Annotated in this window: 20 protein-coding genes; 12 read left to right on the forward strand and 8 right to left on the reverse strand. The window is 36.3% G+C overall.

Features of this window, described 5'->3' with window-relative positions; genetic code table 11:
- On the reverse strand, positions 1-798 hold the full coding sequence (locus tag CQA66_RS04185) for a glycosyltransferase family 2 protein (RefSeq protein WP_104763505.1): 798 nt from the start codon (positions 796-798) through the stop codon (positions 1-3).
- Positions 799-1,118: 320 nt separating this feature from the next.
- Here CQA66_RS04185 and CQA66_RS04190 point away from each other — a divergent pair, with 320 nt between their 5' ends.
- The 6 genes from CQA66_RS04190 to CQA66_RS04215 all read left to right on the forward strand — a co-directional run bounded on the left by CQA66_RS04190 (position 1,119) and on the right by CQA66_RS04215 (position 8,625).
- Positions 1,119-1,940, forward strand: a complete 822-nt coding sequence (locus CQA66_RS04190; protein WP_115582549.1) for an LPP20 family lipoprotein — start codon at positions 1,119-1,121, stop codon at positions 1,938-1,940.
- A gap of 140 nt (positions 1,941-2,080) precedes the next feature.
- Positions 2,081-2,740 carry an HP0838 family lipoprotein gene (locus tag CQA66_RS04195; RefSeq protein WP_104763506.1) on the forward strand — a complete coding sequence of 220 codons (660 nt, stop codon included), beginning with the start codon at positions 2,081-2,083 and terminating at the stop codon, positions 2,738-2,740.
- A gap of 96 nt (positions 2,741-2,836) precedes the next feature.
- The gene (locus CQA66_RS04200; RefSeq protein ID WP_104763592.1) at positions 2,837-3,580 is read left to right on the forward strand and encodes an NlpC/P60 family protein; all 744 of its coding nucleotides are present in this window, start codon (positions 2,837-2,839) and stop codon (positions 3,578-3,580) included.
- A 41-nt stretch (positions 3,581-3,621) separates the two neighbouring features.
- Positions 3,622-5,262 (forward strand): DNA repair protein RecN, encoded by a 1,641-nt coding sequence (locus CQA66_RS04205; protein WP_104763507.1) that lies wholly within the window; start codon positions 3,622-3,624, stop codon positions 5,260-5,262.
- Between the two features lie 12 nt (positions 5,263-5,274).
- Positions 5,275-6,702 carry a Na+/H+ antiporter family protein gene (locus tag CQA66_RS04210; protein WP_104763508.1) on the forward strand — a complete coding sequence of 476 codons (1,428 nt, stop codon included), beginning with the start codon at positions 5,275-5,277 and terminating at the stop codon, positions 6,700-6,702.
- 117 nt (positions 6,703-6,819) lie between these two features.
- On the forward strand, positions 6,820-8,625 hold the full coding sequence (locus tag CQA66_RS04215) for a flagellar hook-basal body complex protein (protein WP_104763509.1): 1,806 nt from the start codon (positions 6,820-6,822) through the stop codon (positions 8,623-8,625).
- 372 nt (positions 8,626-8,997) lie between these two features.
- Here the strand turns inward: CQA66_RS04215 and CQA66_RS04225 are convergent, their stop codons facing one another.
- The 5 genes from CQA66_RS04225 to murJ form a co-directional block, all read right to left on the reverse strand.
- Complete coding sequence (locus CQA66_RS04225) at positions 8,998-9,366, reverse strand: hypothetical protein (protein WP_104763511.1); 369 nt, start codon at positions 9,364-9,366, stop codon at positions 8,998-9,000.
- Between the two features lie 441 nt (positions 9,367-9,807).
- Complete coding sequence (gene fliS, locus CQA66_RS04230; RefSeq protein WP_104763512.1) at positions 9,808-10,197, reverse strand: flagellar export chaperone FliS; 390 nt, start codon at positions 10,195-10,197, stop codon at positions 9,808-9,810.
- A gap of 10 nt (positions 10,198-10,207) precedes the next feature.
- A complete protein-coding gene (fliD, locus tag CQA66_RS04235; RefSeq protein WP_104763513.1) occupies positions 10,208-12,235 on the reverse strand; it encodes a flagellar filament capping protein FliD in 2,028 nt (675 codons plus the stop codon).
- 95 nt (positions 12,236-12,330) lie between these two features.
- Positions 12,331-13,779, reverse strand: coding sequence for a cysteine--tRNA ligase (cysS, locus tag CQA66_RS04240; RefSeq protein ID WP_104763514.1), 1,449 nt, complete (start codon positions 13,777-13,779; stop codon positions 12,331-12,333).
- A gap of 9 nt (positions 13,780-13,788) precedes the next feature.
- On the reverse strand, positions 13,789-15,465 hold the full coding sequence (murJ, locus tag CQA66_RS04245; protein ID WP_104763515.1) for a murein biosynthesis integral membrane protein MurJ: 1,677 nt from the start codon (positions 15,463-15,465) through the stop codon (positions 13,789-13,791).
- 130 nt (positions 15,466-15,595) lie between these two features.
- On the opposite strand from murJ, the gene CQA66_RS04250 reads away from it, so the two are divergent.
- The 4 genes from CQA66_RS04250 (at position 15,596) to CQA66_RS04265 (ending at position 21,333) form a co-directional block, all read left to right on the forward strand.
- Positions 15,596-17,440 (forward strand): hypothetical protein, encoded by a 1,845-nt coding sequence (locus CQA66_RS04250; protein ID WP_104763516.1) that lies wholly within the window; start codon positions 15,596-15,598, stop codon positions 17,438-17,440.
- Between the two features lie 121 nt (positions 17,441-17,561).
- Positions 17,562-18,593 (forward strand): type II secretion system F family protein, encoded by a 1,032-nt coding sequence (locus tag CQA66_RS04255; RefSeq protein WP_104763517.1) that lies wholly within the window; start codon positions 17,562-17,564, stop codon positions 18,591-18,593.
- Positions 18,594-18,756: 163 nt separating this feature from the next.
- Positions 18,757-20,913 (forward strand): flagellar hook protein FlgE, encoded by a 2,157-nt coding sequence (gene flgE / locus CQA66_RS04260; RefSeq protein WP_104763518.1) that lies wholly within the window; start codon positions 18,757-18,759, stop codon positions 20,911-20,913.
- An 18-nt stretch (positions 20,914-20,931) separates the two neighbouring features.
- On the forward strand, positions 20,932-21,333 hold the full coding sequence (locus CQA66_RS04265) for a hypothetical protein (RefSeq protein ID WP_104763519.1): 402 nt from the start codon (positions 20,932-20,934) through the stop codon (positions 21,331-21,333).
- Positions 21,334-21,348: 15 nt separating this feature from the next.
- Here the strand turns inward: CQA66_RS04265 and hemB are convergent, their stop codons facing one another.
- Positions 21,349-22,326 carry a porphobilinogen synthase gene (gene hemB / locus CQA66_RS04270; protein ID WP_104763520.1) on the reverse strand — a complete coding sequence of 326 codons (978 nt, stop codon included), beginning with the start codon at positions 22,324-22,326 and terminating at the stop codon, positions 21,349-21,351.
- A gap of 18 nt (positions 22,327-22,344) precedes the next feature.
- Positions 22,345-23,112, reverse strand: coding sequence for a tetratricopeptide repeat protein (locus tag CQA66_RS04275; RefSeq protein WP_233707780.1), 768 nt, complete (start codon positions 23,110-23,112; stop codon positions 22,345-22,347).
- Between the two features lie 128 nt (positions 23,113-23,240).
- Here CQA66_RS04275 and CQA66_RS04280 point away from each other — a divergent pair, with 128 nt between their 5' ends.
- A complete protein-coding gene (locus CQA66_RS04280) occupies positions 23,241-24,527 on the forward strand; it encodes a Mur ligase family protein (RefSeq protein WP_233707781.1) in 1,287 nt (428 codons plus the stop codon).
- Between the two features lie 21 nt (positions 24,528-24,548).
- The gene (locus CQA66_RS04285; RefSeq protein ID WP_104763521.1) at positions 24,549-25,730 is read left to right on the forward strand and encodes a M23 family metallopeptidase; all 1,182 of its coding nucleotides are present in this window, start codon (positions 24,549-24,551) and stop codon (positions 25,728-25,730) included.

Raw genomic sequence — 25,730 nt, forward strand, 5'->3', positions numbered from 1 at the left:
TTAACTTTTGAATCTATATTTCACAATTGCCCATAGCGCGCGTAGCCCGTCTTTTACTCCGATTTTCTTGCCTTCTTCATAAGTGCGACCATAGTAACTAATACCTACTTCGTAGATTCTTACGCCTTTAATCTTGGCAATTTTAGCGGTGATTTCAGGTTCGAATCCAAAGCGATTTTCTTCTATAGTAATACGGGAAATAATTTCACGTTTAAAAACTTTATAGCACGTTTCCATATCCGTAAGGTTAAGGTTGGTCATCATGTTTGAGAACAGTGTGAGTAGTCCATTGCCCATTCTATGCCAGAAGTACAGCACACGATGAGAATCCCCACTTGCAAATCTTGAGCCAAACACTACATCGGCGACACCTTTTTCTATTGGAGCTAGAAGCTTAGGATATTCACTAGGATCGTATTCTAAATCTGCATCTTGGACGAGCACTATGTTGCCATTTGCGCGCGCAATACCGGTCCGAATAGCTGCTCCCTTGCCTTGATTGGTGCTATGATAAATAACTGCAGTAACAGTGGAATATTGTGTTTGATGTGTTAAATCAACGGGGGGGGGGGGGGTAGATTTTGTTTGTGAAAAATCATGGGCGTCAATTTTTATCCCACAAGATTCTATGTTTTTAAGAATCTCCTTTGTTCCATCACAACTACAATCATCAACGATAATAATTTCTTTGTGATAAGGAATTGCAACACTGCATACAGATTTGAGTAAGGGCTCTATGGTGGCTCTTTCGTTATAACAAGGTATGATAATAGAGAGTGTTGGAGTGCAACTAGACATAATTATCCTTAGTTCTGAGGATTACTAAGCTTGGTATTATAGCAAGTATTTATAATTTTAGAGTTTGCCGAGCGTGACTTACTTCTACTAGATATGAGCCTAATCTTATGTCTATAATACTTGGTCCCTAAACATCATTACAAACCTAAAACTTGCAAACGTAAATGTTCATTTCTTAATATTGTGTTGCAATGGCGATTATTTGAATGGAAGAACCACGTGGAATTGTAATTGTAATTTTAGAATATGGCACGTTTTTTGCTTCGGCTATAAAATATGATATGCAAGGTTTGCATAATATTTAAATAAGGATGTTTAACATGAAAACAAAACTTTTGGTTGCTTCAGCTCTTTCGGTAATATTTTTAACTGGTTGCTTTGATTCGGGTTCACATGCGGATAATTCTGCATTGGTTCCACCAACAGCAGGGGGACCATCTTTAGCACCTTTGTCTGTGCCTACCTATCCGCCCGTTGGCTATAATGCTAATCCCAATCTTATGGCTTCAACCCCTGTTGGTCCTAGTGGTGTGATAGCTCAACCTACAACACCGCCAGTACCATCTATGCCTGTTTCACAGCAATATGCACCAAGTAGTATGCCAATGGCTGCAGGTCCTATGGTTCCAGCTTCGCAGTATGATTATAATCCTGTTCCAAGATATGATAGAGGCGATTATTCTCGTAATACAAGAAATGGAAATGGTGGATATGAGCAAGGATTTGAACGAACACGTGATAACTTTGATGATATGAGAAGGGTAAGCGATAATGATGCATCTGTGGGGATTCAAAATTCTCCTTTGCTTACCCCTAATAACGTTATTGAAATTCAAGCAGTAGGTATGGGCGTTGCACCAGAATCCACTGTATCTCCTGCGCAGGCTTTAGCATTAGCAAAGCGAGCCGCAATTGTTGACGCATATAGACAGATTGGTGAAAAAATGTATGGTATCCGTATTAATGCGAATGATACAATACGCGATATGATCGCGCAAAACTCTACTATAAAAGGCAGAGTTCAAGCTTTAATTAAGAATGCCGAAATTACAGAAACTGCATATAAAGATGGACTTTGTCAGGTTAATATGGAAGTGAAGCTTGATGGAAGAATTTGGCATCGTGTTTTAAATAACGGTTGATAATACGGCTCTCGCAAGTTAAACAAACTTACAATTTATGTAGATCTAGTATAATATACGGCTTTTATATGGTGTTAAAAGTTTCGTATGGCAGAATGCTTTATGCTACAATTATTAAAATACTTACTTAAAGGTCATGAATGTATCGATGTGTTTTACGGATTGCTGTTTTGTGTATATTAGGATTCATTGTTAGTGCATGTGCAAGCAATGATCCAGAACTGCGAACACAAGGTAATCTCGACGGCATTCATTATAAACAACCTAATTTATCGTCTAATAGCAGTAAATCGGATCCGGTTTTCACTCCTCAAGAACAAGAGCCACAAAATATCATTACAAGCGAAGTTAAATTATTATATATCAATACAGCCCCTTTCAAATTCTACGATTACGCAAGATTAAATACCTATCAAAGCGGGTTAGTAAAGCTAGAGTTATTCAAGTACGCTCAAACTATTGGCAGTATAAGAGTGAAGTCTGGCAAAATGTGTGTGTTAACTGAATGTAGCTTTAAGTGGGCTATTTCTAAGAAGTTTTTTGGTGCAGTAAGCTATGGGGACTTATTTGAAGATATTATTTTTGGACGCGATATTTTTGGAGGCAAAGGAAAACAAGTTGCTGCTAACGGTGTTTCTGTGCAAAGATTCCAGCAATCAGGTGAAATGATTTATTACGAGAGGCAACCAGGTCATACTCTTTTTAAGAATATGACGACAGGTGTTACAATTGGCATTGATAATTATGAACCACTTGCTATTGATAACGGGGTACGTAATTCATTATCAATACCTAAATAACATCTTCATTTTACTGCAATTTATTCTACATTCTTATTTGATTAAAATTTACTATAATATAGCTTTGTTATCCGATCTTAGAGAGTTATATTGTTGATGCCAAGATTTTTTATCCTGCTTATTCTTTGTTTTTTGTCAAATTGTGTTAGTGCTACTCTACATTCTAATAATGAACAATCACAATTGCCTTATAGAAATATTGCCTATAGTATTCAAGTGGGTAGTTTTAAGAAACTTGAAAATGCAGGGAAGCTGGTTGATTCGCTCAATAAAAAGGGGCTTGATGCTTTTTTCTTTAAGTATAATGGAGTGTATAAAGTCAGATTCGGAAATTATGCAAATGCCAATCTTGCAAAACTGCAAGCTGCAAAATACAAGAAACAGGGACTAATTAGTGATTTTTTTCTAGTGCATCCAGAGACTTATGCCATTAATAGCGTTTCTGCCAGAAAGCAAAGCAAAGCACATAGTATTCGTGCGAATATTGTTGTCGATGCGCATAATTATATCGGTACACCATATAAATGGGGAGGCACATCCTCGAGTGGTTTTGATTGTAGTGGTTTGGTACGCGCCGTCTATCGATTGAACGGGTTGGATTTGCCAAGAATTTCGCAAGAGCAGTTTCGTGCGGGCAAGTTTGTATTAAAGGCAAAATTGCAACAAGGTGATTTGGTGTTTTTTGTTACGAATAATGGTACAGCAATTAATCACGTTGGAATTTATATTGGCAACGGAGAATTTATTCATGCTCCAGGATCAGGCAAAAGCGTAACAAAAGCCAAGCTTGATAATAGTTATTGGAAAAGGGCTTACAAAGGAGCAAGAACTTATTTTTAGCTTTATGATAACCAATTATTATTGGATTCAATGGGGTAGTAATGATTAAACGTATTTTGATTAATAAGTCGCCGACTTTTTCCTATATTGAAATATACACCGAAGCGGGCTTCAATGTTATTAGCGGCATAAGCGGTAGTGGTAAATCGTTGTTTCTTAACGCTATGTTGAGTGCTTTTGGCTTGAAAGAACCGATTGCAGAACTAATCGAAATTACTCTTACTATGGATTTTAATGCACTTGGAATAGATTTGGAAGAATGGGGCATTTCCAATGAAATCCTTGATAGTGATGGGGAAACTATTGTCTCTGTGCTTAAAAAACAGAAAACACGATATTTTTTTAACCGACAGTCTATTTCAAAAAAGAAATTAGGTGAAATTGCTAAAAAATTTATTCACCATATTGGTGTAAAAGACGCTAATGAACTCGAAAGCAAGCATATGTTAGATGCCTTAGATGCTCTTATTGTTGCACAAGATTCTAAGTATCAAGAAATACTATCAGAATATCAGGAAACCTTTCTCGCATTTAAGCGATGTAAGCAAGATTTAGGGGAATTAGAATCTAAAGAGCAAAATATCGAAAGCTTGAAAGACTTTGCGAAGTTTGAGATTGAGAGGATCGCAAGCGTAAATCCACAGATTGGGGAATATGACAAGCTTTTACATGATAAAAAATTGATAAGCAAAAGAGAAAAAATCATGCAACATTGCAAGGTGGCATTGCAGACTCTAGAGGATTTAGATTCTGTTTATAAGACTTTTGAGCTTTTGGAAGTGGATATAGATAGTCTTGAGTCTGCGGTTCTTGAGGCGAGAGATAAACTCGAGGAAAGTATGGCGATGTTTCAGCAAATAGATTTGAATCCAGAGGCATTATTGGATAGACTTTCGCAATTGGCTGATATTAATCGTAAATATGGCAGCATAGAAAACGCTCTTACACATTTAGAATTACAACAAGAAAAGCTCAAAGAGTACGAAAACGTTGCTTTTGACAAGACACAATTAGAAAAAAAATATCACGAGCTAGCCACAAAAACACATCATCTAGCGTGTATTATACATGAAACAAGATTGCATTCTTTGCCTTTGTTTGAAGAGCGACTAAATAGATTCGGTAAAGATTTAAAACTGCAAACAATTACCTTACAACTACAGGGCACAATGGAAGAATCCGCATATCTACAAGATTGTTATTGTAAAGATGAATCGCCACATCTTAGTGAGAGTGGATATGACCGCTTAGAGATTTTTTTAGATTCTATTCCCAAAGATTTTGTTTCTTCTGGTGAATACAATCGACTACGTTTGAGTATGTTATGTGCGCTTGCACAAAGCAATGAATATGCAGGATTACAATATAGAGGAATTCTTATTTTTGATGAAATCGATGCAAATCTTAGCGGAGAAGAGAGTGAAGGCGTAGCCAAACTACTTAGTTTTCTTTCGCGAAGCTATCAAATTTTTGCCATTTCCCATCAACCATTTATGCCATTACTTAGCGACCATCATTATCTTATCAACAAAGATTCTTGCAATAAAGCGCAAATTACCTTGCTTGATAATAATGGTAGGATTGCGGAGATTGCGCGTATGATTAGTGGCTCTGATTTAGATGTAAACGCGTTAAATTATGCAAAAACTTTGTTGGAACAAAAAAGAAATAAATTTCAATGAAATAGGGAAAATATGGATATTTTGAGTAATGCTGTTGTTGCGTCTGTATTGGTTATGGTAACGCTGTGTCTTTTACGTTGTAATGTGCTTTTAGCTATTCTTACGGCTGCATTATGTGCGGGTATGCTTTCACCTAATTTATTGAATAGTCAGCAATCATCACATGCCCCTTTGGAATCTCATGCGGAATCCGCCGACTATTATGCAGATACAATTTTGCAAGATTTCCAAAATATCTCTTCTAAAAAAGATACTCTGCAAGTTCTGTTGCAAACGCTCGTTGCAACTGTAGATATTTTGATTAAAGGTATGGCGGGGAATTTGAATGTAGCCCTTAGCTATATTCTCTTGGGGGCTATTGCTACGGCTATCGCACATACTAATCTTATGTCTATTGTTATTCATGCTATTGCTAAGAGTATTAGCGATAAGAAGTTTTTGTTAATATTAGGCATCGCTTTTTTTGCGTGTTTTTCGCAGAATCTCATTCCTGTGCACATCGCCTTTATTCCTATTCTTATCCCACCAATTCTTCATCTTATGAATAAATTGCGAATTGATAGGAGAGCAGTTGCCTGTGCGCTTACCTTTGGGTTGCAAGCACCGTATATAACTTTTGGTTTTGGGTTTGGACTTATTTTCCATACGGTGATTAAAGATCAAATGATAGCTAACGGAATGGAAGTGAGCTTAGATCAGATTGCAAGTATTATGTGGATTGGTGGGTTAGCGATGTTTGCGGGATTGCTTGTGGCTGTTTTTGTGCTTTATAGAAAGCCTAGAATCTATCAAGATTCTGTAGGCAAGGAATTTACTAAGTCTCGTATGGGGTGGAGAGAATACGTCATGTTGCTTGGTATTGCTATAACATTTATTGGGCAACTATTTACAGATTCTTTGCCTGTGGGGGCATTTCTAGGACTATTGAGTATGGTTGTTTTAGGCGGCATTCGTTGGAAAGAAATTGATTTGGTGATGGATGGTGGCTTGAAAATGATGGCTTTTATCGCTTTTGTTATGCTTATTGCTGCTGGATATGGTGAAGTTTTACGTGCGAGTGGCGAAGTTCAGAATCTAGTTGGCATGGTCTCAAGCCTAGCCCATACTCAATTTGTGGGGATTGCTCTTATGTTGTTGGTTGGACTTTTGATAACTATGGGTATTGGAACATCTTTTGGCACCGTGCCTATTATTGCGGCGGTTTATATTCCCTTAGGTGTGAATTTAGGACTTAGCGTAGAGGCTCTAATATTGCTTGTGGGGATTGCAGGAGCATTGGGGGATGCTGGATCTCCAGCGAGTGATAGCACTTTAGGTCCAACTTCAGGGCTCAATGCAGATTTACAACACAATCATATTCGTGACACTTGTATTCCTACGTTTTTGGTTTATAATTTGTCTTTGTTGTTATTCGGGATTGCAGGAGCAATGTTGTTGTAGGATATGTTGCTTAGAGCCTGTTAATTTGGTATGACTTTTGCATGGTAATCCTGATTGCAGATAGAGCACAAGGTAGTGTAAGTAATCAAATTAAGGATATTTGCAGGAGGCAGTTTTATGAATGATACCATGCTAAATGCTGTTAGCGGAATCAAAACACATCAGTTTGGACTTGATAGTATTTCTAACAATATTGCAAACGTAAATACTGCGGGATATAAAGCCAATGATCCTGAATTTAAAACACTTTTTTCCCGTAGCATGGAATCTCTAAACACTTCTACCGTAACAAACAATGATTTTAGTTATGGCGTTACTGGCGGCAGTAACAATATCATTACAAAAATGGGTAATCTGAAAAAATCCGATAGCGACACAGCCGTTGCATATACTGGTAAAGGATGGTTTGTTGTGGGTAAAAATAAAGAAGGTCAATTTGAAATTGATAAAGATAATTTCAATGTAAGTGATGAGAATTATTTTACAAAAAATGGAGATTTTACTGTGGATTCTGAAGGGTATCTTGTTAATTCCGAAGGATATTATCTTTATGGCGTAAATTTGGGTAAGATACAAGGCAATAATAGCTTTAAAGCTTCTCAAGATCCTGAAAAGGATTACAAAGAACTTGCCAAGGGCGTGATGAAACCCATTGCCATTCCCCCACAAATTAGCTATCAGCCTGTTGAAACCACAAAAGTAGATTTAAGTGTGAATCTCAATCGCACAGGCGAACTAAAGAATATTGTTCAGGCTTATACAACAAACGGCGTATTTAATGAAATTGGTTTTTTTAACCATGATTTTAACGCTTTGGCGAATCGAGATGGGGATATGATTCGACCCAATAATTTCTCAAAGGCTGATATTGAAGTAACTATGCCCGATGGCACTGTGCAAATTGCACGCTACGAATATGGCGATGGGACATCTTCGCAGGGCAAGTTTCATACATTGGGACAATTGCAATATCTTATTAAAAGAGATACTGGGCTTGATTTGGAGCTTAATAGGGGGCAAGATGGTACAATAGATCCAAAAGGTATTCTGGTGTTGAAAAACAACACTAGTACTCCTGTAAAAGTGAAAGTGAGCGGGAATTTTTTTGAGAGATTGCATATTACAGGTGAGATGGATCCTATGGCAAAGAACGACTACATTGCCGGGACAAATTTAAGTGTACCTAGCTTTACTAACACCACGGAAGTTTTTGATGAAAGTGGCAAGAAATATGCTCTAAGAAATGAATATTTTTTGATTAATGCAGGAGATGGCGAGGGCATACAGCAGTCGCCAGAGACTTGGAATGTACGAAGCTATGTGCATGAATTGTCTGGGGATAGGATGCTTATAAGTTCGGAAGTCAAAGAAGGTAAAATATTCTTTGACCCACAGGGCAAAGCAGATGTTGATGATATGGATATTCCATTTTTGGGACAAAAGAATATTAGACTCACACTCAATCGCAGCACAAATCATGTGTATCAAGATTCTGGAACAAACAATACCGAACAAGATGGTAAAAATCGTGGTGAAATGTCAAACATTAGAATCAATAATGAAGGTATTATTTCGGTTGCTTTTACCAACGGACAAACTGAAGCTATTGGTAGAGTGGGGCTTGCAATGTTTGCTAATGACCAAGGACTAAAGAAAGTAGGTGGCAATCTTTTTGCATTGAATCCAACAACTGTTAACGGTGAGGTTGTACAACAAAGCGGGAATCCCAAACTTGTATGGGGCGAGGATTCTAATTTGAAACAAGGCAAGATATTACAAGGATATGTTGAAACAAGCAATGTTGATGTAGCAGATGCGTTAACAGGGCTTATTCTTATGCAAAGAGGCTACTCTATGAACGCTAAGGCTTTTACGACTTCTGATGATTTAATCAAAGAGGCTATTGCGCTTAAAAGAGCTTAATGCTTGCTGTATTGTGCTGAAGTACTATGCAGTTTTTTGTGCTGATAAATTTTTATAGATATGAGGAGTAGGAAAAACGTATAGATATACCAAATGATAAAGAAAATCCCCTTAGAAAAAGTAACAAAGCAGAGAAAAAGCCCGATTGGCAAGAGTATAGAAGCAAAGCTAATGCACATAAGTTTCACTGGCGTTTGAGAATACATCTTTCTTAATATTGCAAAATTGCACATTGCGAACCAATATAAAATGGCGATTAATGTCGTTGTTATGAAAGGATGTATATCAAAGAGAGATAATACTACATCTATAATTAGCAATATAGTTGTTAATAGCCATACTAATATAATATACATATTTTATTGCCGCCAGTTATAAGTTATAATAGGCTTCTATCATGTCATCTTTTAGACTGCTGCCAAGGTTTTGCAGGATTGTTCCTTCATAAATAGTATCCCCTGGGGCTGGTGCGTTGGCAAAATAGCCATAGTTAATAAAAAAACTAAATGCTAGCCACAGAGGATGTACTTCACCTTTGGTTTCTTTCATCTCTTTGGAATCTAACAGGGCTACTTTGCTTGTTTCAATCTCGCTAAACAAGAAATTAGCATCAGCTTGCGAGATTGTTGCTGCTTTATTGGTAGCAATCATTGATTCAAGATTTTGGCTTGTTGCTTTTGCCTGCATAAAACTTAAACTTAATACTAAGCTTAAAATCACACTTGTAATTACATATTTCATATCTTATCCTTATCAATATTAATATAATGATAGAATATTTGAAAGCTTACGAGAATCATAACATAAACAATATGCTCTGATTGTAATGTGTTTTATATTATACGTAATAATTATGTAATCAAATAACTAAATACTAATATTAGCGTTTTAGTAGTTAACTTCAAAACAAAAAAATCACAATGAAACGTATAATAAGAACGTTAAAATTAGTAAGTTTGTGTATTGTCACTTTATATAAATTCAAATAATTATCGTGTATTAGTTGCGATGAACATTGAGTTTGTTTACCGTTTCCATAATGTTAAATGTTGATTTATTTTATAAAATTCTTTTACTATAAAAGGTTATATATAGAGGAGATACTTACTTTCTTTATTAAAAGTGAAATAGCTAGCCAATTGCATAGCTACATTGGTGTATTCAAATATTTGGCAAAAAATGCTATCTTCCCAATTCTTCTTGATGGATTTCTCTCCATGCTTCTAATAGTCCTCTTGCGACATTCATAACAATGTCAATTTTTTCTACATTGTTTTCCATGTTTGCTTGAGTCAAGAGCTTTATTTGATGCGTATAAAGCCCGGTAAGATATACTGCGACTTCCCCGCCCCTATCATAGTCAAGAACATTCAATAGCTCAGTAAAAATATCGGTAGTTCGATTAATGTAGTAGATTTTTTTTTCTATATCTATATCTTCGTCTTCCATATATCTTCGTGCTTGTCCTAAAAATCTCAAAATACCTTCATACAGCATCTCTATTAATTTTGCGGGGCTTTCCACACTAACAGAAGCTTGCTGATACATATTATGGGCATTAAAGGCTCTCATAACTTGCTCCTTATTTCTTTTTGTCGTTACCGGCGGCTTGGTCAATCATCATTTGAACGGCATTGAAAGAGTTATTCGCTTTGGCTATTTGCTCATCAAAAGAAGCAAATCGTTGAGCCATAGTATCGTATCTAGCATCAAGCATTTTTTTTGCTTTATCTTTTTCAGAGTTATAGTTTTTTAGCTCTCTATCAAGTGTTTGTTCAAAGGTTTTTAACTTAGCGTTTCCACCTTCTACTAAATCGGCTAAAACTGCGTTTACTTTTGTAAAAATTCCATCATATCGATTGAATTTTCCCGAATTATCTTTTGTTTCCCCACCGTAGAACACTTGTTTGGCTTTTTCTGGGTCGGCATTAATGGTGCTTGAAAGTTTACCTGCGTCTAAAGACATGACGCTTTTATCGTTGAGTGAGATTCCATAATCCATGAGGCTTTTTACGTCCAGTCCGTTAGTGATACGTTGTGTAATAGCTTGATTAATGTCTGGACGTATGCTTCTTATAAGTGATTCTGTGTTAAAAACACCACCTCTTTTTGTGTCAGGATCAAACTTTGTAACTGCATCAAGTTTCGGCACCGTTTCGTTGTATGCTTTTACAAATTCCTGTACTTCTTTTACAATATCTTCTGTATTAGATGTAATGCTAATGGTGTCGGGTTTTCCTTCCTCGGATACTTTTTGTAGAGTGATAGTTAAGCCGCCTACAATATCATCTATTGTATTGCTGGGTCTTTTGATTATTGCACCGTTATAGCTAATTTCAGAATCTGTTGCGGTTTGTACGTTTTTTGCCTTAAGGATATTCTTTTGCAACACAGAAAAATCAGTATATTTTCCTGCTTGTAAGCCAGCACTTTTTAATGCCTCATTTGAACCCCCGAGATTGATTGTTGTGCTATGGGAGTTAAGCGTGATTTTATTATCTGCGGTTGACGCGAGTACCCCTTCGATTTTATTTAAAGCCTCTACAATAGCCGCAGCATTTTGTTGAGAATCATTTTCTTTTTTTGTTATTTGCGATAAGTCAATCTCTGTGCCATTAACTTGAATCTTGCCTGTTAACAGCCCTTCTTTTACTTCAACATTTCCTGCGTATAAATCTTTAGTTTGTGATTGTGTTTGCGTGAAGCCTAAGACTCCTGTTTTTTCTCCGCCTACATTGATTTTATATCCTCTTCTATCATTGATAATCAGAGACCGACCACCGTCCGCTAGCCCTATGTTTATCTCGCCATCTTCTAGTAGGCTTTTTGTGGATTCATTAGACTGCAATGCTTCTTGTAGTTTTGTGCGAAGAAATTCGGATTTATCTGCAATAGATTCGTTCATGTCAAGCTCAACAGATATTTTGTGTAGTTGTCCATCGCTGCCTGTTACTTCAACATAAAAGTCCTTTTCGCCTTCAAGCTTAAATGGGTGATCGCTTATACGTTCTGAACGTAATATAGTGCCAAAGTAGATTCTATTATCTTCGCCCGTTTCTTTGCCATTAATCATAAGCTGATAAGGCTTTTGACCACCTGTTTTCATAATAACGCCCATGATTTTACCGTCTGTGGCATCTGTGATAGCCTGACTTACTTCTCCCAATGTCATGCCAGCTTTGATGTCGATGTTGTAATTTCTTCCATTGGAATATAAGTTTAATGTTGTGTCATCTTTACTAAATGTATCATCTCTTGAAGAAAATTTTGTACCTATTTCGTTAATATCACCTTTGGCAAGTTTTTTTACTTCAATGTTTATATCTTGGATAGGAATACCTGCAGTAGCAGTGGCTTTGAGGGCATTGCCTGAAACGTTGACATTTCTATTCAAAAATGTAGAATAATCTGAAAGCTTTTTTGTATGTGATTTTAATCCAGATAGTGCGCTAAATATTTCTACAAGTTGCTTTTGCTTTTCTACATTAAGCTCCATTTTTTTTTCAACAGGTTTTACTAGGTTATCCTCGTCTGCTTTTTTGAGCTTATCAATAACATCAGCATTCAGTACGGAACTTCCAAGTCCTAAAGAAGTTATTTTCCCTGCCATGGTGAATTTCTCCTTTATGTTAAGATGAAATTATTTGCTTTCTCTTGTTAAGAAATTTACATTCCACTATCATATATCGGCAATGTTTTTATTCTTTAAAGTTTTTCCCACTCTGTAATTCCACCAGCTTTATCCATTAGCAATATTTCTTCTTTTTCTAGTTGTTTACGAATAGAATCTGCAAGGGCAAAGTTTTTTTCTTTTTTTGCCTGAGTGCGTTTTGCGATAAGATTTTCAATATGCTCTCTTTGTTGTGAGCCAACTCCCAGTTGGAAATACGATAGAAAATCTAAACTGCCTAAGCCTAATACACTATCAATAAGCTCCAAATTTGCACAAGCCTTTGCTTTGTATGCCTTGTCTTTAGGATGAGAATCTAAATAGTCGTTGGCTTCTTTTAAGAACTCTTCAATAACGCTTAATGCCAGCGAGATATTTAAATCATCGCTTAAAGCGACTATAAAATTTTCTTTGAATGTTGTATCGCAGCGATTGAGCAATTGTTCCAAGCCATCTTGTGGTTGTTGTTCGTGCGCGATAGTGGGAGCAAAAAGAAGACGCTTCTTTAATCGATAGATTCTATCAAGACGCTTTTTGGAAACCAACAAATCAACTTCATTAAAATTTAATGGCAGCCTGTAATGCGTGCTTAGGAGATAATTGCGTATTATCTCGCCATGGTATGCCTGTAATGCATCTCCAATAAAGAAACTGTTTCCTAGACTTTTGCTCATCTTTTCGCCATTGATTGTAACAAAGCCGTTGTGCATCCAGTACTTTGCAATTTCTTTATTGGCGTAAGAGCGTGTTTGGCTTGCTTCATTTTCATGATGAGGAAAAAATAAATCAGCTCCTCCCGCATGAATATCAATACAATATTCCTTGTCCTTATACGCTAAAACCGAATCTACCATAGCCGAACATTCAATATGCCATCCTGGTCTGCCTTTGCCAAGTTTACTATCGTAACCTATATCGGTTTCCCCCTTATATGCTTTCCAAAGCACAAAATCCCTTGAATCTTTTTTGCCTTCTTCAATGGCTATTCTGTGGATAGAGTGCGTATTGTCGACATGTTTGCTTAGGCTGCCGTATTGCGGATCTTTTGCAACTTCTAAGCAAATATCACCATTAGGCAACGTATAGGCAACTTGCTTGTCAAGTAGAATTTGTATAAATTCTGAAATAGATTCTAGAAATTCTGTGGCTTTTGGTTCAAAGTTGGCACGGCGAACATTGAGTGACTGCATATCTGCAAGATAGCTTTGAATATAAGTTTGAGCTAACTTTTCTATGGGAATATTTGTTTGCAGTGATTTGCTAATGAGCTTGTCATCAATATCAGTGAAGTTTTTTGCCATAATGACTTTATAGCCTAGTGTTTCTAAAAATCTTGCCAATATATCAAAATTGATGGCACTTCTAGCATGTCCCAAATGCGCATTGTCATACACAGTAGGTCCACAGACATAGATTCTGATTTCATTGGATTGTAGTGGAACAAGATCAACTTTTTCTTTAAGTCGAGAATCATAAATTTTCATTGTTATTCCTTAGCATTCAATAGATACAAAATGGGTGAAAATCTTCAGTATTATAAAGGTAGCACACAGCAGGATAAAAAATAATAGGCTATATTTTTTGTGCCTAATTATAGCCAAAAAATTAGAGATACCGAATTCCTTGAGAGTGAGAAAAAGCAAAACAAATCCTCCTATACTTCCTGCCAATGCAATAAAAAAATAACGTAACTCCCAAAATATTCCACTTGTTATCTCCGCGTAGCGCATAATAAGTATGAATCCGCCTGCTAAAACGGTTCCTATAAGCAGTGAAATTACTGAAAATTTTGCAGCTAGTGCCTGTTGTTTGTTGGCATACAACCAAAGAGAAAATATCTTTGCAAGACCGAAAGGCAGTAATCCTAGCATATATCCCACAAAGGCATAACCAACTAGAATAGTATCGGCTCTTGTGAAATTACCCCTTTCAAAAAGAAGCCAAATAATCTCGTTGCGCAGCATAAAACCGCCTAATAGACACATTGTAAGTGTTATAAATAAAAACCAAAAAGTTGTTCTAAGATTTTGTAACGCTTCTTTAGAATTTCCTTTTTGTATGGCTTGTGCAACCATAGGGAAGAGGGCACTAGAGATTGCTATTGCAAACAATGCTAATGGCAATTGGAAGACTCGATTGGCAAAATTCAAAATGCTTACTCCACCATCGGAATCGGGCAGTAGAGTTACAAGACTAGAATCGATAATCGCAATAATTTGCGCGCTAGAAGCACCAAGCATGGCGGGTAAAAATGCTTTAAAGAAGAGTTTTATATCGCATAATAGCTGCAAAATATTTCTTTTTGCTTTGGCGGTAATACATTGGTTTGGGAAACTGACTTTATTGTCAGAATCTCTTTTGGTAGGGTTGTTTGTAAAGAAGATTCCAAAAGACGTTTTATGTATTCTCAATACGAGACGACTTTGTTTTTTCCATTGTTTTAACCGCATCAAGCCTATGTATTGCAGTTGCCAGATTTTAGAAGTGTAAAGTGGATAAAAGTGAATGATGATTTGACAGATGCCGCCAATAAGGACGCTATAACTTAAAATATACACGGATTCCAACAAGTCTTTTTGTGCAATTTGTATAAAGAGCATAGCAAAAATCATGGCAAGATTGAGCAGCACTGTATTATAGGCATTTACCCAGAAAATCTGCTTATATTGTAGTAATGTACTAAAATAGGTAACGATAAAGATTAAGAAGAGATACCAAAAGTGTATTTTCACAAGAGGAATCGCAAGTGAAATTCTAGCGGAATCATATCCTAATGCCAAAAGCCTTGTAATGAATGGAGCGCAACATATTACTAGCATTGTTAGAATGAAAAGCAGAAAGAGAAAAATGCTTGCTATGCTAACGCTAAAAGCTCCTTTATTGCGAGCACTAAGAAAAAAAGGAAGGAAACTCTGGACAAAAGCACCTTCGCTTACTATTCTTCGGAACATATTGGGAAATTTAAAAGCAATGAAGAAAATATCACTATAAATGCTTGTGCCAAGTATAGAAGCCTGCATAGCATCACGTAGAAAACCAAAGATACGTGAGATAAAAATACCACTTGCATTGGTAAGGAAAAAAACTGCAAGCTTGTTTTTTTTATGCAAAGTATTTGACTTTGTGGACAAGCACTTATTGTGTTTATTTTGCAAGTTTTTTTTATACATTAGAATCACGCTTTTTAAATCAAAAATTATAGTAAAATATAACTTAAGTTAAAATTTTGTAAAGCTTTTAGGGAAACTTTGAAAATAACTTCATATTTTAACTTAAACTTCAATCACTTGAGGCTATGCAATGGAATTTTTTGCAACAAAGAAACTTAAGGCAATTAAGAATTGGGCAAAAGATATTGCTCAATTTTGCGTTGAATCTGATTTGAGTTTTAATGAGTGTAACTTTCATGTCACGTCGATTTATACAATGCTTAAGAAAGATGATACAAAATTGCCTAAGTCTTTTTTTAAAGAAAGCTACGATCAAACTAAAGAAGAAATTTATCAAACTTTTGATGTTGAGGTTACTCCGAGAGAGTATGATTTTTCTAAATTGAATTTTATATTTAGCACTAGACATTTAGATGCAACATTGGTGTTACATTCAGGATTCTTAGTTGATGATGGCGAAAATTATATTCCACAATTGGTAGATTTTATCATTGCATTTCTTATACAAAAAGATATTATTATTACCAGTCAAGAAATGATTAAGTCTCGTTTGGAGAAAATTATTAATGAGAATTTTTCTCCCCCTTGTACTATCATGGAAGAGAGAAGATTCACTTTTCTTCGCTCTAAACCGTCTAGTACACATAAGGGTTTTACAAATCTTCTCAAAAAAAGATGGTGTAAAGAAAACAATAAAAGCGCGGTTAGAGGTGCTTTGTATGCTGTCAGTGATGGCGAACCTATTGGCTTTTTTCTTAAAGAAGCAATTACAACTTCAGGTAGAAACTTACAGGGCGAGTTTATCGATATGAAGCAACTTTCCATGAATACCCCTCACATAGATAATAGTCAAACTGCTAAAGACCAAGAATCACAAGGTGCTAATTTTCGTTATAAAGTGCCTCCAGAAGCAGGCAGTGGAATTAAAAAAACCGAGGAAGGCGGTGCAACAAAATATGAAGCTGAAGGACATGGAATTGTCGAACTTGCAGAGAGCGGCTTAAGACTTATTGATATTGTAACTTTTCAACAAGTAAGCATTAAAACGGGTTGTATTCTTGGCGGCTTTAATAAGGCAGTGGAGATTGATATTGATTGTCCGGATAATTCTAAAGATGCCGTGCAAATAGGGGCAATTATTGAGGCAGAAGTTGCGAATATTAAAGGAAATGTAGGAGAACGTACGCTCATTCGCGCCAAAAGACTTACCGTTAATGGGCAAACACACCAAAGTGCTCTTCTTCACGCAGAGGAGGCGAGCATTACCATTCATAAGGGCATATTATACAGCAATGAAATTGACATCGATAAGTTAGAAGGTGGCAAGATCTATGGGGCGAATATTAATGTGCTCGAAACACAAGGAGGGAAAATTATAGGTAACAGTGTCGTTGTTTCGAAATTACATTCTAATACATCGATAAGCTTTAGCGAAAAATTGCATATTAAGGCAATACATGGGAGTGAAAACCAAATAAGCTTTGATATATTTGCAGACAGCAAACAGAAAGAAATATTGTCTACTGTCATTCAACGTGATATGTTATTGAGAAATAATATTGCCGCACGTGTTGCCTATTGTAAATCATTGGCAGATAAGTTACATAAGATTAAACCAATTATTGAGAATCTAAGACCGCTTGTTGAACGTAGCAAAAAAGAAGGATTTGAGCTCGATTCTGAAACGCGTAAGACTTTAGGATTCTATGTATTGCTACTTCGACAAATCAAAGAACAAAAAGATCGCGCCAATAAGCTTCAAAAAATACGCGTAGAAAATACCCGTAAGGGGGAGGAAGTTGAACGATTATTGAATGATGCTCGTATTACAACAGAATCAAGCTGGAAAGACAACAATCATATTATTCTTACACGCAGATTTCCTGCTTCGGAGAAAAGAATATTTGCACAAGATTCTGAAATGTTTGAAGTTTTTATTAATAGTGACGGCGAAATGGAAAAGGATGAACAATAGTTTGAGTAATTGTATTTGTTGGGAAATATTGTTATGCCATGCATTCCAGCACTCTTGTAAGAATGTCAGAAATATTTTGCAGTTTTTATAGCTTTGTTATTGCCGTGTCAATGAATCTCGAATGAATCTTATTAATAAAATCGATGAATTAGAAAATGTTTTTTGGCAGTTGGGGTTTGGTTATGGTTCAGGAATAGGTTTATTGCAGCTTTTAGAATCTATTAAAGGCAACTTGAAGTACAAAGAAAATATTGCACTGTTAGAGAGTATGCAATCTTCTTTAGAAAGAGGGCTTAGTCTTACAAGTGCAGTAAAAGAACACAAGAGACTTTGTGGGGATTTGGTTGTCGCCCTTTTTCAAATTGCAGAAAAAAGTGGAAAAATGCAAGAAATCTGTCAATTATGTGCCAAAGAATTGCGACAACAAAACGAATTTTATCGTATTATCATTAAAGCTATGGTCTATCCTTGTTTTTTGTTGCTTACAACGTTAATAGTATTTATCGTAGTCTCATTATTTGTTATTCCAGAGTTTGCCGCGATTTATAGAGATCTAGATGCCACTCTTGGGCTAAGTTCTCGCATAATTATTTATATTGGTGAAACTTTTTCTTTTTATTACTCCCAGATTGTGCTGTGTTTATTGCTTATTGTAGGGGCATTATGGGCATTTTTTAGTCGGAAAATTGTTCGTGATAAGTTGTTGTTCGGATTACCTATCGTCAATGCAATTTTAAGAGATTATGAGCTATATCGTTATTTTTTGGGAATGCATTATTTTCTTAAGAGCCAAGTACCTTTTGAGGAAAGTTTGCAAATTTGCACAGGGCTTGTTGGTAATATTATTTTAAAGCATGAGCTCTTTTTTGTGTTGGATTCTATCAGAAGAGGAATACCCTTTAGTGAATCATTGCGCGAATTGCAAATAGAAATCGCAAATATCGGGTTGCTGATAAATGCAGAACAGAGCGGAACATTAGACAAAGCCTTGGCATTAAATGCGGAATTTTACAAAAGAAGATATAACAACACGTTGCAATATATTTCTATTTTAGTAGAGCCGATTGCAGTAATGTGTGTCGGTGCTTTGGTTGCGTGGATTGCTTTTGCTGTTGTTAGCCCCATTTGGGAATTACTTGTGATTGTCAATTAGGTTTTGCTATTCGTTTGTCTCGAATAACTTAAGTATAACCCCCATTTAGGTTGTAGGCTTCTAATGGCGCAACAAGAGGAGTCATAGTCAAATAGTCTTTTAGAATTTGTATTTTTGGAATCAAAATTGCTTTTAAGTACAAAATTTTTTCTAAAGGATTTGTATGCTAAGGTCATTATGGTCGGGTGTTAGTGGATTGCAAGCTCATCAAGTCGCGTTAGATGTAGAAAGCAATAATATTGCCAATGTAAATACTGTAGGCTTTAAGTATTCTCGCGCTTCTTTTGTAGATATGCTTTCTCAAGTTAAACAAATAGCAACTTCTCCCTATAAAAATGGACTTGGGGGACAAAATGATTTTTCTGTTGGAATGGGTGTCGGCATTAACGCTACTACAAAAGTTTTTTCTCAAGGCAATACACAAAATACTGATGTAAAAACAGACTTAGCAATAGAAGGAGATGGTTTCTTTATTATTAGTCGAGATAGAGGTGAGACAAAAAACTACACACGCGACGGCGAATTTCTTTTTGATGCAAAAGGAAATCTTGTAACAAATGGAGGTTTTGTTGTGCAGGGTTGGAATAGACCGCCAATAGACCAAGGTGCAGGTTCAACAATGACTGATAATGAATTCTTTAAAGTGGATAATACAGGACCGCTTGAGAGCATTCAAATCGATCCAGGTATGGTTATGCCCGCGAGACCAACTAGTAAAGTTACCCTACGTGCAAATTTGAGTGCAGGGAGGCATGTTGATGATGTTGTGAATGTCTCCGCATTAGATTCTACAACCTATACGGCAGCAGATGGAGTTAGTCCCAAATATGATTCCAAAGGTAACCTTACCCAGATGGCTGAGGATTTTGGGGCTTTGTATAATGCCGATGGAGATTCTTTTGCTTTGAGTGAGAATCAGGGGTTTTGGATGAGCTATCGAACTTCCAAATTAACCAACAATGTGATAGCAACCAAAGAGCCAAGTGTAGTATTTATTAATGGGCAGAAGGTGAGTTTTACCAATGATTCCGCGCTTTCTGGAACAAGCACGCTTGCAGCTGCGGTATCTGCCATAAATGCGGTACGTGATAAAACAGGCATAGAAGCGTATGTGGACAATGGACAATTGCGTCTTGAGAATCGTAATGAAATGGATGGTGATGTAAACACTAAAAATATCGTTATTACAAAAGGAGGAACAGGCGCATTTGCAAACTTTGTTGAAGGCGACAAAGACATTACCGCCTTTCGTTATCGCTATACAAAATCAAACGATCCGGATTCTACAACAGGGCAGTTTAAAACCACTGAAGACTTGCGCGCGCTTATGCAATATGATGCGAACATGATTAAAAGTCCCGGTGTTGCATACAAAGACAGTACGGCAAGCGTTAGCGTAACTCTTAATAAATATGGCATGTTTGAAATTGCCAATAAAGATAATGATGACGGTGTAACTGATAATCTTCAAATTACAGCGAGTGCTTATAGTTCTGGACAAGTTTCAACAAATATACTTTTAAGAGACACTATGCGAGCATTGAATACGGCTTCTTTAATTGAGGGTGGCGCAAGTGTTGCAAGCGGCAAACTTACCCATGCCAGACATGCGACAAGCGTAGATTTGTTTGATAGCTTGGGTAGCAAGCATACAATTCGCTTTGAGTTTGTAAAGAGTGGAGGCAAAGAATGGACGTTTCGTGCCATTGTGCCAGAACCAGCACAATTTATTGGTGGCAGCCCCGATAATCCAAACATTTTGGAAGGCGGCAGAGTATCATTTAATAATGATGGAAGTTTAGCAGGCATGAATCCCCCCATGTTGCAATTTGATCCGCGAAACGGTTCTGAAACTCCACAAAGAATCGAATTAAATTTTGGTAAAAACCAGACTTTTGATGGGTTAACAAGCGTTGATAAACGTTCGGAGACATATAACATTGCACAAAATGGTTATAACGCAGGTGATTTGATGGATGTTCGTTTTGATGCAAATGGCTCATTATTAGGCGCATTTAGTAACGGGAAAACTTTAGCTTTAGCACAAGTAGCCCTTGCTAATTTTGCGAACAGTGCTGGTTTGCAAGCTGAAGGAAACAATATTTTTTCTGAAACGGGCAATAGCGGTGAACCAATTGTGGGTGCGGCAAATACGGGACGCAGAGGAGGCGTTAGTGGGTCAAAGCTTGAAATGAGTAATGTTGATTTAAGCCGAGCCTTAACGCAGCTTATTGTTGTGCAAAGAGGCTTTCAGGCGAACTCTAAGGCAATTACGACATCTGACCAGATTCTTAATACACTTTTAAGTTTGAAGCAATAATTAGGAAGGAGCGATAATATGGATATTATTTTAGCAATGTTGGCAAGCAATACATTGGAGAAGCTTGAAGAAAGGAAATGGGGGAAGTTTCCCTATAATGTACAAAAAAATCTTGAGATTAACCAGACTGCACATAATTTTGCCTTATATCGTTATCTCGTTAATAACGCTATTCGCTATCCGAAAGAATGGGTTGACAATGGATATGGTGCTAGCGTAGTTGCAAGTATAGAAATATATAGTCAAAGTGCAATATTAAGAGACGTAAGGGTCTTGCATAAAACGCAAGGGCTCACTCAAGAGTCGATTTTCAATGAAGTCGAGAAGACTTTGCAAAGAGCTAAATTTGATTTTCCTAACACCGAATCAGAAGTAACGTTAAGCTTGCCTCTTGAGTGGAAAAGCGTGAGAACATTTTAAAATTGTATAAGGAAGTTACTTAAGAAGTCTTGCTGCTTCTTTCGCATGATAAGTAATAATAATATCCGCACCAGCACGTCTAATTCCAAGAAGCGTTTCGAGCATAACTTTATCGTAATCGATAACACGTAATTTTTTACCTGCTTGCAAAAGAGCATATTCACCGCTAACATTATAGGCTGCAATAGGCAATAAGCTATTTTCTCTAATATCACGAATAATATCAAGATAGGCTAATGCAGGTTTTACCATGAGGATATCCGCTCCTTCTCCTTCATCATTTAAACTCTCAAGGATTGCTTCTCTACGGTTGGCTGTATCTTGTTGATAGCTCTTTCTATCACCAAAGCTAGGTGTACTTTGTGCAACTTCGCGAAATGGACCATAATATGCGCTTGCAAACTTTGTGGAATAACTCATTATTGGTAAATGTGTAAAATCGTGGGAATCTAAAGCTTCTCGCATCGTAAAGACTTGCCCATCCATCATAGTGCTTGGTGCTAACATGTCTACTCCACTTTGGGCAAGTATGAGGCTTTGTTTAGCAAGGATTTTTAAGGTTTTATCATTATCCACTGTTTGTAGTGTAGAATCTACTATTCCACAATGTCCATGATCAGTATACTCACAAAAACAGACATCAGCAGTAATAAGCATTTCTGGAAAATGTTGCTTAATAGTCCTAATACTTTGTGGAATAATAGATTCTGGGTTACAAGCTTCACTTCCTTGCGTATCTTTCTTTTCGTTGTTTGGGATTCCAAATAGTAGAATATGAAAGACACCAAGCTTTTGTAGTTCTTCACATTCTTTTAGAATATTATCTATACTCATCTGGAATACGCCGGGCATGGATTGTATTTCATTTTTAATTTTATGTCCCTCTATGATAAAAAGAGGATAAATGAAATGCTGTATATGCAATTGATTTTCTTGCAGCATATTTCGCATTACTGGATGTAATCGTGTACGTCTTTTACGTTTAAATAACATAGAATCCCCCTTTGATATTTATAGAAATTCATTATACGCATCGCAGGCTTCAGAGTTACCCAGATCGCATGATTTGCTGTAGAGTTCTTTTGCTTTTCTCAGATTTAATTCAGCTCCTACTCCCGTGCGATAATATTCTGCCAATTCATAGCAAGCTTGGGCATTTTTAAAATCACATGAGCGTGTGAGCAATGCAAAACCCTGCTTTGGATTCTTTTTAATTCCCTTGCCTATTTTGTATAATTGCCACGCCTCAAAGCATGCGGTAGCATTACTACCGTTGCACGCAATTTGTCTAGCATTTAATGCTTTTTGACGTTGATTATGGATAAGGAAAATTTGTGCATACAGTCGACATACTTCTGTGCTATTGAGATTGCATTGGGTAGAGTTTTTATCTGCAAAAGCAAGAGCTTGTTGGCAAGCCTGCTTATTGCGATTATCTACGCAATTTGAGAGCATTTTTTTGAATCGTTCATCGGCTTGATAGGCTGTTTGTGTGGACTTAGATTGCTGTATTTGTGGATTCTGTATTGGTTGAGAATTTTGTACCCCACGAATTTCGTCGACATTTAATACATCAAGATTCTCCCAACTTTTTGGGGATTTTGACGTTGTAGTCGTGCTAATTGTAGAATCTGGACCGATACGGATAACCTCGACTGATGAATCGTCTTTGGCAGATAAAGCCATAAGAAAGATAACACAAAGAGCAAAACATACTCGAAACCAACCTTGCACAAAAGATGTAGCTTTTGTTGAGACATTGTAAGTAATATAATGCAATTCAAACCTCTTTAATTGGTCTACTACCGATTTCTTAGGATTGTAACATAAAAGCTTGAATAGTTCTTAATGAATCTCTGTTATTTCTAATAGGTATAATTATTATGTACGTTTTTAAAGGACATTAGATGTTAAGCGAATGTAATGTGATTAGGCAACCTAACCAGACTCTTGGTATTTATGAGTATATGGAATCAAAAGAACAGGAATATACCCGTTTTGAACCACAAAGGGTGAGAAGAATTTTCGCGAAATTACAACATCATTTGCAATTATCATCCTTTAATATTCACATCATCGGGACAAACGGTAAAGGCAGCACGGGAAGATTCATAGCGCAAAGCTTATTTGAATCTGGCTACCATACTTTGCATTTTACTTCACCACATTTATTTGATTTTACAGAGAGATTCTATGTTGATGATTCTATTGTGGATTTGCAAGAACTAGAAAAGGCGCACTTATTTTTACAACAATTTGATTTTATTAATGAAGCAAGTTATTTTGAATACGCGACATTCTTAGCATTTGTGTTGGCGGGCAAGTGCGATTTTCTTATTATGGAAGCAGGAGTGGGAGGAGAATATGACAGCACTTCGGTGTTGGATTATGATATTACTGTGTTTACGCGCATAGGTATTGATCATAAAGATTTATTAGGCAAAGATTTGCAAGATATTGCGATAACGAAGATTCGTGCAGCGCAAGGGGAAATTTTTGTGCATTTTCAAGAGGATTGTGTGTTACAAATGTTTGCTAACCTATCTAGCATCTTAAATGGTGATGGTGCAAATGTTGTAGACACACAAATAGGCGCGGTTCACTATTTAAGTGAGAATGATATAATGAGACAAGAAATACAGTGTGCAGCCCAACAATATCATTTCCCTATTTTTTTACAAGAGAATTTAGCCTTAGCCAATCTTGTAATAGAACATATCAGTAAATATAGAGCCAATGCGCATCTTACATGTTTGCCATTGAAATTGCGCGGGAGATGTGAGATTCTTAATAATCATATTATGCTTGATGTAGGGCACAATGAGATGGCTGCTAAGGCTGTTTTATATGAAATGCAGAAATTTAGTAATACGGAAAGATTTATTCTTGTTTACAATAGCTATAAAGGCAAGGAGGTTTTAGAGATTCTTCAAATATTTCGATTCTATATAGAGAAAATTGTCATTTTTGAAGTGGATAATCCTAGGATATTAGAGCAACAACTAATGATGGAAATTATTAATGGATTAAATATTAAGTGCGAATTGTTTACCCTTTCTGAACAAGCAATGCAATCACCCAAACATTTGATAGAATCGAAAATCGGTTTTTTAGAATCAACAAAAAAATATTTGGTTTTTGGAAGTTTTTCATTAGTAGAAAACTTTTTACTTTGGTATCAATCTCGAGTTTGAATAGCTTTGGAGGAAGAATTAATGCGGCAAAAGAATGAATTAGTAATAACAATTGTTGATGAGAATGGTTCAAAGCAATTTGCTATTACAAAGGTTTTGCAGAAAGCCATTGTTTATGGAGTTATTGCATTGTTTTGCATTGTTGTTGCTGGATGCTTTGTTATGGCTTTAATTACGAAGAAATTAGAGGAAGTCAAAGTCGCCAAGCAGAATGCTTTCAATGAATTTCAAAACCTTTACGAGCAAAATCTTCTTTTGCAAGACGACATAGAGAGTAAGTCCCAAGAATTAATGGTAATAAAGGAGAAAATTGAAGATTTGGAAGATATGATCAAGATGCGAGATTATACCAATGAAAGGATTAGCCCCCAAGACTTTGATTTGGGGTTATTAACAGATGCACAAAAAGCTACGATATTGCAGGTCATTCCTAATGGGAATCCATTAGCGTTTTTTGAAATGAAACAAAAAGCAAAACGTAAATCTTATGATTTTAATCTTGTAACAATGGGTTATTATCCCCTTAGTCATTCTTCAAATACCGGATATGATTATTACACCACAACAAGTGAGCCTGTGCTTGCAACAGCCGATGGTATTGTAGAATCTGTGCGTGATGGCAATCAAAAGTATGGGTATGGCAATCTTGTACGTATTGTGCATGCTTTAGGCTTTAGTACTGCTTATACGAATCTCTACAATGTAAATGTAAAAAAGGGGGATTTTGTTAGCAAGGGAAGTGTTTTAGGCTATACGACAGCTAGTCCCACCAAAAGTCATGTAAGCTTGTATTATGAGGTGCGATTTTTAAGTGAAGAGCTAGATACTTTATCTTTTACTAATTGGGATCAGCGAAACTTTGATGCAATTTTTGAGTCTAACCACAATTTTAATATTGATTTGAAAAGTCTTATGTGGGCATTAAATGATATTGTAAAGCTTAATGATATGTATTCACATTTTGCTTATATCGATAATTGTACTTCCGCTCTGGATTATTTACAAGATTCTAGCAATTATGCTTTTTTTAAAAATAATAATTGTTCAAGTAAGCCGATAAATCTGTCACTAGATATTACATTGAATCAACCCGCAATGGCGACTGCCCCTTTCTATTTACAAAGCAATGCCAATAAATCGCTAGTAACAAAGAGCTATAGCGGACATAGCAATCAATCACATACAACAACAAAAATAAACTAA

Source organism: Helicobacter aurati, from assembly GCF_003364265.1.
Lineage (GTDB): Bacteria > Campylobacterota > Campylobacteria > Campylobacterales > Helicobacteraceae > Helicobacter_A > Helicobacter_A aurati.

What these genes read in the sequence shown, in the direction of transcription:
- CQA66_RS04195 (WP_104763506.1), top strand. Translation starts at nt 2,081, where the DNA reads ATGTATCGATGTGTTTTACGGATTGCTGTTTTGTGTATATTAGGATTC.
- CQA66_RS04255 (WP_104763517.1), top strand. Translation starts at nt 17,562, where the DNA reads ATGAATCTTATTAATAAAATCGATGAATTAGAAAATGTTTTTTGGCAG.
- CQA66_RS04285 (WP_104763521.1), top strand. Translation starts at nt 24,549, where the DNA reads ATGCGGCAAAAGAATGAATTAGTAATAACAATTGTTGATGAGAATGGT.
- CQA66_RS04250 (WP_104763516.1), top strand. Translation starts at nt 15,596, where the DNA reads ATGGAATTTTTTGCAACAAAGAAACTTAAGGCAATTAAGAATTGGGCA.
- cysS (WP_104763514.1), bottom strand. Translation starts at nt 13,779, where the DNA reads ATGAAAATTTATGATTCTCGACTTAAAGAAAAAGTTGATCTTGTTCCA.
- CQA66_RS04280 (WP_233707781.1), top strand. Translation starts at nt 23,241, where the DNA reads ATGTTAAGCGAATGTAATGTGATTAGGCAACCTAACCAGACTCTTGGT.
- hemB (WP_104763520.1), bottom strand. Translation starts at nt 22,326, where the DNA reads ATGTTATTTAAACGTAAAAGACGTACACGATTACATCCAGTAATGCGA.
- CQA66_RS04215 (WP_104763509.1), top strand. Translation starts at nt 6,820, where the DNA reads ATGAATGATACCATGCTAAATGCTGTTAGCGGAATCAAAACACATCAG.
- CQA66_RS04225 (WP_104763511.1), bottom strand. Translation starts at nt 9,366, where the DNA reads ATGAAATATGTAATTACAAGTGTGATTTTAAGCTTAGTATTAAGTTTA.
- CQA66_RS04185 (WP_104763505.1), bottom strand. Translation starts at nt 798, where the DNA reads ATGTCTAGTTGCACTCCAACACTCTCTATTATCATACCTTGTTATAAC.
- fliD (WP_104763513.1), bottom strand. Translation starts at nt 12,235, where the DNA reads ATGGCAGGGAAAATAACTTCTTTAGGACTTGGAAGTTCCGTACTGAAT.
- fliS (WP_104763512.1), bottom strand. Translation starts at nt 10,197, where the DNA reads ATGAGAGCCTTTAATGCCCATAATATGTATCAGCAAGCTTCTGTTAGT.
- CQA66_RS04210 (WP_104763508.1), top strand. Translation starts at nt 5,275, where the DNA reads ATGGATATTTTGAGTAATGCTGTTGTTGCGTCTGTATTGGTTATGGTA.
- CQA66_RS04200 (WP_104763592.1), top strand. Translation starts at nt 2,837, where the DNA reads ATGCCAAGATTTTTTATCCTGCTTATTCTTTGTTTTTTGTCAAATTGT.
- CQA66_RS04265 (WP_104763519.1), top strand. Translation starts at nt 20,932, where the DNA reads ATGGATATTATTTTAGCAATGTTGGCAAGCAATACATTGGAGAAGCTT.
- CQA66_RS04205 (WP_104763507.1), top strand. Translation starts at nt 3,622, where the DNA reads ATGATTAAACGTATTTTGATTAATAAGTCGCCGACTTTTTCCTATATT.
- CQA66_RS04190 (WP_115582549.1), top strand. Translation starts at nt 1,119, where the DNA reads ATGAAAACAAAACTTTTGGTTGCTTCAGCTCTTTCGGTAATATTTTTA.
- murJ (WP_104763515.1), bottom strand. Translation starts at nt 15,465, where the DNA reads ATGTATAAAAAAAACTTGCAAAATAAACACAATAAGTGCTTGTCCACA.
- flgE (WP_104763518.1), top strand. Translation starts at nt 18,757, where the DNA reads ATGCTAAGGTCATTATGGTCGGGTGTTAGTGGATTGCAAGCTCATCAA.